General features: G+C 34.4%; 13 protein-coding genes and 1 tRNA gene. 11 read left to right on the top strand and 3 right to left on the bottom strand.

The window, feature by feature from the left end; all coding sequences use genetic code 11:
- Positions 1–329: 329 nt before the first annotated feature.
- Positions 330–402, bottom strand: a tRNA-Lys gene (locus tag FD33_RS10980).
- Between the two features lie 181 nt (positions 403–583).
- Between FD33_RS10980 and yycF the strand changes: the two genes are divergently transcribed.
- The 10 genes from yycF to FD33_RS10935 all read left to right on the top strand — a co-directional run bounded on the left by yycF (position 584) and on the right by FD33_RS10935 (position 11,818).
- Positions 584–1,285: a response regulator YycF gene (gene yycF, locus FD33_RS10975; protein ID WP_054642603.1), complete on the top strand. Its 702-nt coding sequence runs from the start codon at positions 584–586 to the stop codon at positions 1,283–1,285.
- Positions 1,286–1,557: 272 nt separating this feature from the next.
- Positions 1,558–3,456: a cell wall metabolism sensor histidine kinase WalK gene (gene walK, locus FD33_RS10970; protein ID WP_056955973.1), complete on the top strand. Its 1,899-nt coding sequence runs from the start codon at positions 1,558–1,560 to the stop codon at positions 3,454–3,456.
- The gene (locus FD33_RS10965; RefSeq protein WP_034544317.1) at positions 3,446–4,759 is read left to right on the top strand and encodes a YycH family regulatory protein; all 1,314 of its coding nucleotides are present in this window, start codon (positions 3,446–3,448) and stop codon (positions 4,757–4,759) included. The genes walK and FD33_RS10965 overlap by 11 nt, the downstream gene beginning before the upstream one ends.
- Entirely contained in the window at positions 4,760–5,575 is an 816-nt protein-coding gene (locus FD33_RS10960; protein WP_025085804.1) for a two-component system regulatory protein YycI, read from the top strand.
- Positions 5,547–6,371, top strand: a complete 825-nt coding sequence (locus tag FD33_RS10955) for an MBL fold metallo-hydrolase (protein WP_227005313.1) — start codon at positions 5,547–5,549, stop codon at positions 6,369–6,371. Before FD33_RS10960 ends, FD33_RS10955 begins: the two co-directional genes overlap by 29 nt.
- Positions 6,372–6,460: 89 nt before the next feature.
- Positions 6,461–7,846 (top strand): S1C family serine protease, encoded by a 1,386-nt coding sequence (locus FD33_RS10950; protein WP_025085806.1) that lies wholly within the window; start codon positions 6,461–6,463, stop codon positions 7,844–7,846.
- A gap of 394 nt (positions 7,847–8,240) precedes the next feature.
- Complete coding sequence (rlmH, locus tag FD33_RS10945) at positions 8,241–8,720, top strand: 23S rRNA (pseudouridine(1915)-N(3))-methyltransferase RlmH (protein ID WP_025085807.1); 480 nt, start codon at positions 8,241–8,243, stop codon at positions 8,718–8,720.
- 148 nt (positions 8,721–8,868) lie between these two features.
- Complete coding sequence (locus FD33_RS10940; protein ID WP_025085808.1) at positions 8,869–10,485, top strand: SLAP domain-containing protein; 1,617 nt, start codon at positions 8,869–8,871, stop codon at positions 10,483–10,485.
- Positions 10,486–10,646: 161 nt separating this feature from the next.
- Positions 10,647–10,802, top strand: coding sequence for a helix-turn-helix domain-containing protein (locus FD33_RS13175; protein ID WP_081784542.1), 156 nt, complete (start codon positions 10,647–10,649; stop codon positions 10,800–10,802).
- 665 nt (positions 10,803–11,467) lie between these two features.
- Complete coding sequence (locus tag FD33_RS10935) at positions 11,468–11,818, top strand: bacteriocin immunity protein (protein WP_025085809.1); 351 nt, start codon at positions 11,468–11,470, stop codon at positions 11,816–11,818.
- 58 nt (positions 11,819–11,876) lie between these two features.
- On the opposite strand, the gene FD33_RS10930 is transcribed toward FD33_RS10935, so the two are convergent.
- Both FD33_RS10930 and FD33_RS10925 read right to left on the bottom strand, forming a co-directional pair.
- Positions 11,877–12,815, bottom strand: coding sequence for a nucleoside hydrolase (locus FD33_RS10930; protein ID WP_025085810.1), 939 nt, complete (start codon positions 12,813–12,815; stop codon positions 11,877–11,879).
- Positions 12,816–12,819: 4 nt separating this feature from the next.
- Positions 12,820–13,245, bottom strand: a complete 426-nt coding sequence (locus tag FD33_RS10925) for a MarR family winged helix-turn-helix transcriptional regulator (protein ID WP_025085811.1) — start codon at positions 13,243–13,245, stop codon at positions 12,820–12,822.
- A gap of 219 nt (positions 13,246–13,464) precedes the next feature.
- Between FD33_RS10925 and FD33_RS10920 the strand changes: the two genes are divergently transcribed.
- Positions 13,465–14,112, top strand: a complete 648-nt coding sequence (locus FD33_RS10920) for an NAD(P)H-binding protein (protein ID WP_025085812.1) — start codon at positions 13,465–13,467, stop codon at positions 14,110–14,112.
- Positions 14,113–14,219 lie beyond the last annotated feature (107 nt).

Here is a 14,219-nt window from a genome sequence, read left to right as displayed (position 1 = left end):
TCCAAGTCTTCTTTGGTGACTTGTCCGAAAAATTCGATTAATTGTTGCAATCTACTTAATCGTAAAACCTTAAAGTTTAGACGATTATTTTTTTTGATTAAGTTTTAGAATTCTAAATTCCAACTGAAAGTTAAAGCTATTTTACAAATTATTACCCCGCACTATCATGAAGTTAGCTACTGTCATTAATTTGTTATCTTGGTACGTCTTTGAAGAAAGTGTTAATATAAATAGCCGTTAGTTATATTACTAATAGCTTTTTTTGAAAAAAGAAGACACTAAAAAACCGATCATGATTTTCATCATAATCGGTTAAGCGATAATTGTTATGGGTGGTTGGGGGATCGAACCCCAGACCCACGGATTAAGAGTCCGTTGCTCTGCCAGCTGAGCTAACCACCCATGGAATTTAATTGATTGATAAGTTGTTTCCCTCTCAACCAACGAGATATATCTTACCATAAGCTCCAAATTTATAGCAAGTACTTTTTTAAAAAAAGTTCGAAAAATTTAAGGTAGCTTTATGGGGATTTTGTTTTAATGGTAAATAACTAGTATAATAATTGTGTCAAGGAGATATAAAATGGCTAAAAAAATTCTAGTAGTAGATGATGAAAAACCAATTTCCGATATTGTTAAATATAATTTGGAAAATGAAGGCTACGAAGTCATAACTGCTTTTGATGGACAAGAGGCTTTAGATAAGGTAGATGAAGATAATCCAGATTTGATTTTACTAGATCTAATGCTTCCAGTTATTGATGGTCTTGAAGTAGCTAGAACTATCAGAAAAACTAAAGATACTCCAATCATTATGTTAACAGCTAAGGATACTGAGATTGATAAAGTCATTGGCCTAGAACTTGGGGCTGATGATTATGTTACAAAACCATTCTCAAATAGAGAGTTAGTTGCACGTGTTAAAGCACGTCTTAGATCACAAAGTCATATGCAGAGTGATGATAAGAAGACTAGTGAAATTAAAATCGGTGATCTAACCATCCTTCCCGATGCATATACAGTAACTAAAAATGGAAAAGAAATTGAATTAACACACCGTGAATTTGAGTTACTACATTATTTAGCTCAACATATAGGACAAGTTATGAAGCGTGAACACTTACTTCAAACCGTTTGGGGATATGATTATTTCGGTGACGTTAGAACAGTTGATGTTACCGTAAGACGTTTACGTGAAAAAATTGAAAATAATCCTAGCCAACCAGAATGGTTAATGACCAGACGTGGAGTTGGATATTATTTGAGAGATCCTGATGGAGAATAGAGAGGGCGGAGCAAGGGCGCTCAGCCTCCGAGGAGTTGCCCTTACGGAACCCGTTTGCAGCAGCATAAGCAAATAAATCATAGAATGAAAAACAGCAGTTGCAAATAAATTGAACCAATAATACAACTCTCAAAAGAAATCGAATAATTTCATCATTGAAAATAAAAATAAAATAAAGAAACTGATTGGCATATAAAAATGTCAGTCAGTTTTTTTGTTATCTGGATAGCTGTATAATATAGCTAAGTCTGTATTGTTTAGGTGGAAGTATTGTGAAAAATAGATTTGCTTTTTTACATTCAATTAATTTTAAAATCGGATTATCTTTTATCTTGATTCTTATAGTCACAATTGAAATCATTGGGGCCTATTTTGTACGTCAATTGGAAGATCAGAACGTGGCAAATTTTGAAACTTCTGTTTCTATTCCAGCGTACACACTGAATCAAATTTCAGAAAATTTGACTGATAATGATGATCATACGCGTGATAATATCAGTAATGCAATTCAAGATTATTCGCGAGTTAGTACTGATATTACTGACGTACAGGTTATTGATCGAAGCGGAATTATTGTAGGGGCCAAGGATTCCGAAAGTAATAGTATTATTGGTACGCAAACTTTGAAGGATAATATCAAACAAAGTATTCGGACTGATAAGAGAATTACACAGATTTATTACGAAAGAGATAATGGTAGTTCTTACGAATCGATAGTACCGGTGACATCTCCAGATAATAGTACAGTTGTGGGAGCAATTTATGTTCGTGCCAGTATGGAATCAGTTTATACCGGTATTAATAACATTATTTTGATCTTCCTAACGGCTTCACTAGTGGCTGGACTTTTAGGTGCTGTGATCGCTATTTTCATTTCCCGAGCAATTACCAGACCAATCGATGAAATGAAGCAACAGGCTGTTCGTATGGCCGAAGGAGACTATTCTGGTCAGGTTCGTGTTTATTCGCCTGATGAGTTAGGACAATTGGCTATGGCTGTTAATGACCTGTCGGTTAAAGTCGAAGAAGCGACCGAGAATTCGGAATCCGAACGACGAAGGCTGGATAGCGTTTTGACACAAATGTCCGATGGTGTTATCGCGACAAATCGTCTCGGTAACATAACGGTTATTAACGAAATGGCTCAAGAATTTTTGGATAAAGATGAAGATGAGGCCATTGGTCAACCATTAGTTGATATTTTGGGGATTAAAGATCGGACGAGTTTTGACGATTTGTTGGAGAACCCTGATCCGATGGTAATTGAAACTAATGATTCGAATGAAGATTATGATGATGCCAATGGTGACAACTCATTGATTTTGAACGCTGATTTTTCATTGATTCAAAGAAACAGTGGCTTCATTAGTGGTATGGTTTGTGTTCTACATGATGTCACTGAACAACAAAAGATTGATAGTGAGCGTCGTCAGTTCGTTTCCAACGTTTCTCATGAATTGAGAACACCGTTGACTAGTATCAGCAGTTACATTGATGCTTTGAATAATGGTGCTTGGAAAGATCAAAAATTGGCACCACAGTTCTTGGGTGTTACTGCCGAAGAAACTGATCGTATGATCCGAATGATCAAAGATCTATTGAGTTTGTCACGAATGGATCAAGGTCGTTCGAAATTGGACAAAGAATTAGTTAACTTTAACGAATTCTTCTCATATATTCTGGATCGTTTTGATATGATGTTGAAAAAAGAGAAGGCTGATGCTAAAGAAAATGGTTCTAAGATTGCCAAGAATTATCGAATCAAACGTATTTTTACTAGCAAAGATTTGTGGGTGGAAATTGATACTGATAAGATGACACAGGTAATTGATAATATTATGAATAATGCTATCAAGTACTCACCAGATGGTGGTGTTATTACATGTCGTTTATTGGAAACTAATAAGCATATTATTATTAGTATTTCTGATGAGGGATTGGGTATTCCTAGAAAAGATATCAAGAAGGTCTTCGAGCGTTTCTATCGTGTTGATAAAGCACGTTCTAGAAAACAAGGTGGTACTGGACTTGGACTTTCTATCTCCAAAGAAATTGTTGAACAACACAAAGGTAGAATTTGGGTAAATAGTGCCGAAGGTAAGGGATCAACGTTCTACATTTCCTTACCATTTGACCCTAACGAGACAGGAGGAGAATGGGATGAAGTTTAGTCGCTTGATCATTCAGATCTTATTAGTCATTGCCGTTATAACGAGTATCGTACTCTCATTCTTTATATGGACGAATACAGCCCGTTATCAACGAGGACGCAATATCGACGTTACATCGACACAATCGAACAAAAATGAAGTGCCAATCAACCAAGTTATTAGTGCCACATCAGTAATTTGGCATGATGGTCAGGATCAAAAGTTAATTTATAACAGTAACGATAATATTGCTTTAAGTATTCAGAAGATTATGCAAGATTGGAAAATTGATAGTCCTAAATTGGTTTCCAAAAAAGATGGCGCCTACTATCAAAAGGTTATTCAATCGAGGGATGTTATTCAATTAGTTTATCCAACTTCAGTTTCAACTAGTATTTTGGGTTATTTGCTCAATAATAATAGTTTGCGTAATGACAAATCATATTCGTTCAATCGAATCTTGATCAACTTGAAAGATAAAAAAGATAATAATATCTATTTAGCTAATGATAGTAATTACGCTGTTTACAAGGCTCCGGTTAGAAATGCAACATCAAAGCCTATTTCTAAATTAATTAAAAAGTCTAATATCAATTTGAAAATTCGTCTAAATATTATGAAACATGGTGTTTTCACTTTCTATACGGAACCTATCAAATTGAAATCTTACTCGTATGTTGTTAGTAGTAAAGATGATGGCGAGTATACAACAGCTTTATTTGATTCAAATACCAATGGATTGGTAACATCTGAGGACAATGGTGTTTACACTTATAATTATGGTGAGTCTAAGCGTTTGGTTTCAGATCATAATTCTGGTAAATTGAGTTTTGAAGATTATACAGATACATCTGTTCCTAAGACACAGTTGGCTTTCTTGCAACGTGGTTATCAGAAGGTAGTTAATCTTCAAAATTCTATTTCTAACCTGCGTTTATACAGTTCCAATTGGAAAGAAAAAAATCTTGTCTTCAGAGAATATGTTGAAGGATTCCCTATCTTTAAGAAGAGTGAATTCGGTTCAATTAAGATTAAATTCAGCCGTAAAGGTAGTACAGAACATTTCTTAAATAAAGTACTAGAAGTCCCAGTTCCTTCAGATCAGGCCTCAACTAAATTGAAATCAACAAGTGATATTTTCAAAGGCCTTGAAAAATCAGGTTATTCACCCAACGATGTCCAAGATATTGAAGTTGGATATCAATGGGAAAGTGAGGCCGATAATGAAAAAGTTGTCGATTTGAAGCCAACTTATTACATTAAGATCGAAAATCATTGGAAACCATATAGCGATTGGGCAAATGAAACTGCGGAGGATGAATAGATGGATTTTAGAAGAATTGAAGCAATTTTCTTAATCGTTTTTTTCTCATTAGATATCTTTTTATTCCTATCTTTTCGAAACAGTCAACAGTTAGTCAGCAGTTCCAGTACTAATACTTCAACCGTTACAGAAATGAGAAAACGCAATATCAGTTTTGGAACTTTAGATACCAAGAATGGTAGTGCTTATTATTTAGGTTCGCAGCCAGATAATTCTTTGGCTCAAAACGTTAATAAGTTGCGTAATCAAGAAGTTCAGTATGACGAAACTAGTCGTAAACTCACAAGTAGTTTAAACAGTACTATTGCCGTTACAACTGGAGACAGACAAAAAGTAATGGATAAGTTCATTAAGAAAGATTCAAATGTGTTGTTTGGCAGTGATTATAAATACGCTCCACAATTATCGACGACTTCACAAATGGTTTATGTGGGAACTTCCAAGTTAGGTGAAATTTATGATAAGACTTGTCAGCTGACCTTTACAATTGAAAGTGGTCGGGTTGTTAGTTATACTCAAACTCATGTTAAGTCGATGATTATTTTGCACGAAAGCCAAACAATCAAGAGTGAAAAAGAAGTTATTACTAATTTGTATGCTAATTCCGAAATACCAAATAATTCCAGGATTTCTTATGCTAACTTAGCATATACGAAGTTATTGGTAGCCAAGAATAGCACTATTTACATTCCAGTTTGGTTTGTAACGATTAGAAATAAAGATAGTAAAGTTAGTTCTATTAAGAAGGTTAATGCCTTTACGGGCAATATTATAAAGAATTCAGCAAATGGAGATAACGGTTACAATGCCCAATGATGATAGTTTAAAAATTAGTGTGCTTGCTAGCAGCAGCTCAGGTAACGCTACATATATTGAAACTCCGAAACATCACGTTTTAGTCGATGCAGGTCTTTCAGGTAAAAAGATTAAAGAGGCGATGGAGAGTATCGGTAAAGATATTAATACCGTTGATTCATTGTTTGTGACACATGAACACACGGATCATATTAAAGGTGTCGGTGTTTTAGCTAGAAGATATAATCTGAACGTTTATGCCAATCAAAAAACTTGGCAAGCAATGTTGCCAAAAATCGGTAAAGTACCTGAAGATGAAATCAATGTCTTTGAACACAATAAGATTATGTCTTTAGATGATTTAGATATTGAAAGTTTCGCCGTTTCGCACGATGCAGCTGATCCACAATTTTATAAGTTTTATCATAATGGTAAAGAATTCGTTATTTTAACTGATACTGGTTATGTTTCTGAAAGAGTTCAAAAGACTATTGAGAATGCCGATGGCTATTTGTTGGAATGTAATCATGATGTAGAAATGTTACGCGAAGGCTTTTATCCATGGCCATTGAAGCAAAGAATTCTTAGTGAAAAAGGTCATCTTTCAAATGAAGATGGTGCTCACACGTTGATGGACGTTATTGGTAATAATACTAAACAGATTTATTTAGGCCACTTGAGTCATGAAAATAACACTAAGCAAGTCGCTCGTACGGAAGTTACACAAGTTTTGGAAGATCACGATTTTGCGGTTGGACATGATTTTAAAATCAACGATACTGATCCGGCTGTGGCTGATCCGTTGATTGCATTGTAGAATTTTATAAATAAATCATATGTGGTTCATAATTTTTTCATAATTGAAAGTTATATTATAGATAAAAAATATGGGGAGTGAATAATTACATGAATAACGATGAAAAAAAAGACAAATCTGAATCAAGAGTAGAAGAAAAGAAGCGTAGTTCTAATGGCAAGGAATCTAGCAACAATTCTTTACTTAAGACAGGAATTGTAGCTTTTATTTCTGCCGCTTTAGGTGTTGTTATTGCCTTCGCAGGGTTCACTTACTTCGGTGGTAGTAATAACTCCTCAAACTCCGCTGCAGTTGGAAATACTGCCGGTACGACTCAAGTAAGTAATACTAAAGTGAACACTTCTAGTTCAATGTCAGGTGCTTATAAGAAAGTTAATGGGGCGGTGGTTTCCGTAATTAATCTTCAAAAACAAAAAGAACAATCCAGTAATGGTGATATTTCATCCATTTTTGGCGACTTGTTTGGCGATAGTGGAAGCAGTGACAGTAACTCTTCTGACAATTCACAATCAAGTGACAGTAATTCTTCAGATTCCAATTCATCTGATTCTAGTTCAAGTTCTTCTAATAGTAGTAAGTTACAAGAATACAGTGAAGGATCAGGTGTGATCTATGCTAAACAAAATGGTAAAGGTTATATTGTAACTAATAACCACGTTGTTTCTGGATCAGATTCTTTGGAAATCATTCTTGAAGATGGTACTAAGGTTTCCGCTAAATTGGTCGGTACTGATTCTACAACTGACTTAGCTGTATTGGAGATTCCTGGTAGTAAAGTACCTGCTACAGCTTCATTTGGTAACTCAGATAACGTAACACCTGGGGATCCAGTAATCGCTATTGGTTCACCATTAGGTAGTGAGTATGCTACAACAGTTACCCAAGGTATTATTTCAGCAACAAATAGAACTGTAACAACTCAAGATCAAAATACTGGACAAGCTACTGGTGAAGCAACTGTTCTTCAAACCGATGCTGCTATCAACCCCGGTAATTCAGGTGGTCCATTGGTTAATGCTGCGGGACAAATTGTTGGTATCAATTCAATGAAATTGGCTTCAAGTACTGATGGTTCATCAGTTGAAGGTATGGGCTTCGCCATTCCAAGTAATGAAGTAGTTAAGATCATTAATCAATTGGTTGAAAATGGTAAGGTTGAAAGACCTTCATTGGGTATCAAAGTACTTGACCTAGATCAAATTACAGATGATTCACAATCAAGCTTGAAGTTACCAAGTAGTGTAACTAAGGGTGTGGTGGTCTATAGTACAACAAGTGGTTCTGTAGCTAAGGCCGCTGGTATGAAGAAATACGATGTGATCGTGAAGTTGGGTGATAAGGACGTGAAGTCTGTTGCAGACTTACATACAGCCTTGTACTCACATTCAGTTGGCGATACCGTAAATATTCAATACTATCGTAATGGTAAATTGAATACGGCCAAAGTACACTTAACAAAGAAAACATCAGATTAATGAAAAAAGGCGTGAAAACGGACAAATGTCAGTTTCACGCCTTTTTTTGAACATTTTTTTAAATATATTAAATTTTCTTCGGTAATAAGAAAGACTAATCAACAGGAGTTATCCACAAGTATGAATAACATGTGTAAAAGTCGATAAAAAATTGATAGAACGTTGTAGAAAAGTTATCCACAATTTTACACACAGCTGTTAATAACTTTTAGCTATACAAAATATCTATTGACTAAAAGGCCTTTATACCAGCTAGAAACGTTGTTACACAAATTCAGACAAACTTTTATTTTTCGGTGCAAAAATAAATTGTCATGATAATTCGGATTTTAGAAATCATTTGGCAATTAACTGATAGTTTCGTATGATATTTAATTGAGGAGATTTATTAATTATGAATATAAAAATGGTTACCGTTGGTAAGTTAAAAGAAAAGTATTTTAAAGCGGGGATTGCTGAATATGCTAAGCGTTTGGGAGCTTTCTGTAAATTTCAAATAGTAGAATGCCCTGATGAGAAGGCTCCAGAAAATCTTAGTGAAGCTCAGGATGAAAAGGTTAAACAAATTGAAGGTGAACGAATATTAAGCAAAATCAAAGATAAGGAATATGTGATCTTACTTGATTTGCGTGGTAAAGAATTAACTTCAGAAGAAATGGCTAAAAAAATCGACGACTTATCCACATATGGAACAAGTGATATTACTTTTGTCATCGGTGGTTCACTTGGAGTTAGTCCCGAAGTCACAAAACGAGCTGATTATAGTGTTTGTTTTGGTAAATTCACTTTGCCTCATCAATTGATGCGTTTAGTTTTGACCGAACAAATTTATCGTTCATTTATGATTATCAATCATCGTACATATCACAAATAAAATTACGCAAGAGTGGCTCAAAAATGAGCTGCTTTTTTATTAAGAATTTATTTTGTTTTTGGGTAATATATTGTTAATAAAAAATTTCCTCCTAGAATTAAAGTTGAATAAATAAGTACTCAGATAATTTCCTTTGGGGATGTAGATAATGAAAAATAGTAAAAAGATTTTAGCAGCTTCTGCTGTAGCAATTATGTTAGCACCAGCCGCAATTTCCGCTCTTCCACAACAAACTGCCCAAGCTAGTGGTTTGGTTGGATTAGTAGGAACAATTAGACGTGATGGCGGACAAATCGTTGACGATAACGGTAATATCACTAAATCAACTTTGCCTAACTTTAGTTCATGGAAACTAGGTCAAACTAAGCAATTACGTGGCAAGACTTATTATCAAGTTGGTAACAATGAATGGGTTGCTTTTGACTCAATGGACATCGCTGAAAATGGCGTTAAGTTAAATGAATATGCATCTAACTACAATGCTGATGTTCGTAATGTTGCCACTGTTGGCGCTAATACAACTATCGTTAATAGTAATGGTCAAAATACCGGCCGTACTTTACCAAAGGGTAGCCAATGGCAATTAGGTGCTATCTCTACTATCAATGGTGCTGTTTACTATGAAGTAGCTACTAACGAATGGATTTCCGCTAGTTCTATTACCAATATGACTTCTAGTGATACAAGTAATCAAGCCGCTGGTAAACAAACTCAAACAACTACAAATACTTCAGCTAAAAAGATTGGAACTTTGAATTCTACAGCTTCAATTTATGGTCCTGATGGAAAACCAATGGGCATGACTTTGCCACAAGGTAGTCAATGGCAATTAGGTACCTTGATAACAGTCGGTAGTAAGAAAATGTATCAAGTTGCAACTAATGAATATATTGATGCTACTTTGGTAAATGTTAATGGACAAACTTCAACAACATCAACCACTGATACTGGTTCTAATGATTCAGTTGGAAAAATTGGAACAACTATTGCTAGAACCGGTATTGTTACCGCAGATGGAATGGAAACAAATATGACTTTGGCCCAAGGTACACAATGGAAGCTTGGTAAGACTATTAAGATCAACGGTACTTCCTTCTATGAAGTCGGAACAAACGAATATGTTGTTGCCAATAACTTAACTATTAACGGCAGCAATACGACTGCTTCAACTACAACAACACCTACAACATCAACATCTACTAATAGTGAAGTTAAAATAACTGCTAATCCTGATGCTGGTGAGATTGGTACAGCAACTGCTGAATTAGCTATTGTTAATGATGCTGGAAAGAGTACCGGAGCATCTCTTCCAAATGGCAGTCAGTGGAAATTAGGACGTATCATGAATGCTAACGGTATGATCTATTATGAAGTTGGTAACAATGAATGGATTCCAGCTAGTGATTTAACAATTACTAGATCAAATGGTTCAACTACTTCAACAACAAACAACACGACTACTAACACTAATACCAATACAGCAACAACTAACCCTGGCATTCCAACACCAGGTAATGGTTTAATCGGTACAACAACAGTTGCTCAAAAGACATATGATCCATCAACTAATACTTACGGACAAACCTTGCCAGTTAACACATCATGGAAGATTTCTAAGCTAGTTGTAAATAAATATGGTTCATACTGGGGCCAAATCTCATCAAACGAATGGGTTTGGATCACTACAGTTAGATTGAATAGTGGTCTTAACTTGAAGACATACGCTGTTAGTGAACCTGAATTTGCTGTAAAGATTAATAAATAATTATTGAAAGTATTATTCACAATTAAAAGGTTCGATGTGGAATTTAAAAATCCCTCATCGAACTTTTTATTTCTAAATAACTACATACAAGAGAGATATTCCATTGATCGTGGAGTTATAAACTACTAAATATCTTTTCCAAATAACTAAGAAGGAGTAATATGCAATTTTCTAAAAAAATTAAAATATGTAGGCAAAAAAATAAATTGACGCAAGAGAAATTTGCACAATCTCTTAATGTTTCAAGAAAAACCATCTCAGGGTGGGAAAATGGAAGAAGCTTTCCTGATATAACGACACTTATTAAAAATAAGTGATATGTATCATGTTTTTCTTGATGACTTAATGAAAGAGAGCAGTGGTGCAGAAGATTATTATCAGACACATATAAAGAATGGTATTAGAGCTCAAAAAAAACTACATTTTTATATTTATTGTTGCTGGTAAGCTTTATATTTCTTTTTATACAGTTCTTAACTAACTGGAAAATACCCTATCACTTGGTTATAATCATTCTTTTAATTTGCTTAATTTCTTACTTGGTTTCATATTCGAATGGATATGAATTTCACTCTTTGAAATATTTATTTAAATTTTTTTCTTATTTTATAGTATTCTTTGTTTTAAATAGTATCTTATTCGTAGCAACTGGGAACCTTGCAATCATCCAAAATATGTACTGGAATTTTGGGATTATAATTGGAGCAATTTTTCTTGATTTTCTACTTAGTATTACATTAACTACGCTTATTCTTTTTATTCCAGAAACAATTAAATCTAAACTTCGGAAATAGATGTCAACTGTTTGTAAAGACTTTTATTCCGATAATTGTTGTAATAAACTTTGAGAATTAAAAAAAGGTTCTAATCGTTATAACGATTAGAACTCTTTTTTTTATGGGCAATAGGATGTCTTAAATTCAGAGCCTCAATAAGTCTTTTTATAGTAGCTTGTTTATCTTATGTTTAGCGGAGGATAATAATGAAAAAAATTGATAGAGAGAATGAAATTAAAAATGCAAAATCACTTATTAGTGCATTAAATGATTTAATTATTAACAGAGAAGACTATCAACAGAAATCTGAATTAAGAGATATATCAGACGTTTTAGTCCAAGTAAATAAAACAATTGATATTAATAAGTATCCAGAAAGGTTATTAAGTAAATTGACGACTTTTATCTACAGTATGGGTCCTGCGGGGAAGATATATTTTCCAAAAAAAGAAGAGCAACTTATTGATAAAATAGCCGTAATTGCTCAAAAGTCTGGTAATACTGGTCTTTATTATTCAAGTTTTAATACAAAGTCTGACCTTTTTAATCAGTTATAATTTATAATATTCGGTTCAAGAAAAGGGTTTATACTACATATATGGTATGAACATTTTTTTACTTTTCATAACTTTGAATTGAATCAAACAAGAACTTAACAAAGGCTTCACGGTCAACATCTTCGAGAACTTTGATACTGTTCTTTTGTGGAGCGTCGGTTCTACGATCAGGATATGTCATCCCACGATATTGGTCGTTACTCAAGGAAACATCCATTGAGTAGTTAGTGCTCTTAGTAAATAACTCGGGAGCAATTAAACTGATAACAGCACAGGCATCGTGGATTGGAATTTTAGTCATACCTTTTTCTAACTCGGCTTTAGTATAGAAGTTTAGGATTGAACTGGCCATGACGCCGACACGACCCAAATCTTTAATTTTGTTGATTTCGTCCATTGTTAAATAGGCTTTATTTTCAGTCAGATTGAGTCCAGAAAGTGTGATTGGTAGTCCAGAGTTAAAGACGATATCCATTGCTTCAGGGTCTACGTAAGCATTGAATTCGGCTGCCAAGGTAATATTACCTTGAAGAGTCGAGCCACCCATAATATAGATGTGTTCGATATTTTTCTTAACTTCGGGGAAGGTCTTCAATAATAAGGCGACATTAGTTAATGGAGCAGTGGCAACTATATTAACTTTCTCTTCACTTTTAGAAATACGATCGTACATGTATGTAACGGCGTTATGACTAACTAATGGGTAATCTTGACTGTTTTCAGGGAAATCGTAACCATCCATTCCGGTTTTGCCGTGAATTTCACCAGCGGTTTCTACTTGTTTAACCAATGGTGTTGCTTGTCCAGAAGCCAATTCAGCGTTCGAACCTAAGAAAGTTAATAGTTTCTTAGCATTCTTAGTTACATAATCTAGCTTTACATTACCACCAACAGTGGTAACACCGATTAAATCAGCTTTTTCAGGATGAGCTAAAAGTACAGTTAGTGCAATAGCGTCATCGATTCCAGGATCACAATCCATAATTACTTTTGTCATTCAATTAGACCTCACTTTTTAGTTTTTGGGGAATCTTCTTCAGCGCGTGAATGAAACTATGCCGTTCCAAGGTTCCTAAGGCAGATAAAATCTTTTGATTGTTATCTTCAATGAATTTATCAATGGTAGGTAATAATTCTTTTGCTTTATCAGAAAGGATAATTGTTTTCAAACGTGAATCATTTTTGGCGGGCACACGTGAGAGCAAATCATTTTTTTCCATTGTTTTAATGATATTGGTAGCTGTAGGTCGACGAATATTGAAATTTTCTTCAATATCTTTTTGATAAGTATCAGTTTTGCAATGAGCTACGAAATGAATAATTTGAATTTGAGTACCAGTCAAATCATACTTATGCGCAAAAGTATTGATATCACGGGAGATCTCATTGGATGCAACTTTGATTAAATGAGCAACATCACTCGCCATAAAGAATTCCTCCTTTGAGATTTAGAATACGAAGCAATTATAACATTTCATGGTCAGTGGAATCTTTGAAGTAAGACCATTTATTATTGATATTTTTCTAATAATATTTCGATTTTTTGAGATTTATAATAATAATTATTTAGCGAGAATTATTTTTTGTAATAATTTCAAAAGAACTCTATATTGGACTATGGAAACTAAAAACAGGGGGAAAAATAAATGGCTAAAGTTTTAATTTTAGGCGCTAATGGTAAGATTGCTCGTTTGGCAGAACATATTTTTGTTGATACAACGGATACAAGTTTGAAACTCTATCTTAGAGATGCAGAGCGTCTTAATGACTTCGTTGATTCACATGATAAGTTAACTGAGGCAATCGAAGGTGACACGACTGACGTTCAAAATTTGGTTGAATCAATGAAGGATGTTGATCTCGTTTACGCTAACTTGGCTGGTAAAAATATTACTGCTCAAGCTAAAGCTGTTGTAGAAGCAATGCATGCTGCTAATAAGACACGTTTGGTTTGGATTTCAACATTAGGTATTTATGATGAAGTACCTGGCAAATTTGGTGAATGGAATAAGAATATTTTGGGAGACTACATTACAAATTACGCCGCAGCTGCCAAAGTAATTGAAGATTCTGACTTGGATTACACGATTATTCGTCCAGCTTGGTTAACTGATAAGCCAGAAGTTGATTATGAAGTTACTCAAAAAGGTGAAGATTTCAAGGGTACTGAGGTTTCAAGAAGATCAATTGCACAAATTGTTGTGGATATTTCTCAAGACCCTGACAAATTTAAGCGCGAATCAATTGGTGTTAATAAGCCAAATACTGATGGTGATAAACCAGCTTGGTATTAATTTAAAGAATAGATGTCAAAATCATGCTGTGATTTTGACATCTTTTTTTGTGTGACGAATTGTCAAATCAAGCGCAACTTTGTCCCGAAGAAAACTTCAAATGGACT

Source organism: Companilactobacillus paralimentarius DSM 13238 = JCM 10415 (genome assembly GCF_001434985.1).
GTDB lineage: Bacteria > Bacillota > Bacilli > Lactobacillales > Lactobacillaceae > Companilactobacillus > Companilactobacillus paralimentarius.
The sequence above is the reverse complement of the archived record's forward strand: the minus strand, read 5'-3'. Positions and strand labels throughout refer to the sequence as shown.

Excerpts from the sequence above, each read along its gene's own strand:
- yycF (WP_054642603.1), top strand. The coding sequence starts at position 584 with ATGGCTAAAAAAATTCTAGTAGTAGATGATGAAAAACCAATTTCCGAT.
- FD33_RS10965 (WP_034544317.1), top strand. The coding sequence starts at position 3,446 with ATGAAGTTTAGTCGCTTGATCATTCAGATCTTATTAGTCATTGCCGTT.
- FD33_RS10960 (WP_025085804.1), top strand. The coding sequence starts at position 4,760 with ATGGATTTTAGAAGAATTGAAGCAATTTTCTTAATCGTTTTTTTCTCA.
- FD33_RS10955 (WP_227005313.1), top strand. The coding sequence starts at position 5,547 with ATGGAGATAACGGTTACAATGCCCAATGATGATAGTTTAAAAATTAGT.
- FD33_RS10950 (WP_025085806.1), top strand. The coding sequence starts at position 6,461 with ATGAATAACGATGAAAAAAAAGACAAATCTGAATCAAGAGTAGAAGAA.
- rlmH (WP_025085807.1), top strand. The coding sequence starts at position 8,241 with ATGAATATAAAAATGGTTACCGTTGGTAAGTTAAAAGAAAAGTATTTT.
- FD33_RS10940 (WP_025085808.1), top strand. The coding sequence starts at position 8,869 with ATGAAAAATAGTAAAAAGATTTTAGCAGCTTCTGCTGTAGCAATTATG.
- FD33_RS13175 (WP_081784542.1), top strand. The coding sequence starts at position 10,647 with ATGCAATTTTCTAAAAAAATTAAAATATGTAGGCAAAAAAATAAATTG.
- FD33_RS10935 (WP_025085809.1), top strand. The coding sequence starts at position 11,468 with ATGAAAAAAATTGATAGAGAGAATGAAATTAAAAATGCAAAATCACTT.
- FD33_RS10930 (WP_025085810.1), bottom strand. The coding sequence starts at position 12,815 with ATGACAAAAGTAATTATGGATTGTGATCCTGGAATCGATGACGCTATT.
- FD33_RS10925 (WP_025085811.1), bottom strand. The coding sequence starts at position 13,245 with ATGGCGAGTGATGTTGCTCATTTAATCAAAGTTGCATCCAATGAGATC.
- FD33_RS10920 (WP_025085812.1), top strand. The coding sequence starts at position 13,465 with ATGGCTAAAGTTTTAATTTTAGGCGCTAATGGTAAGATTGCTCGTTTG.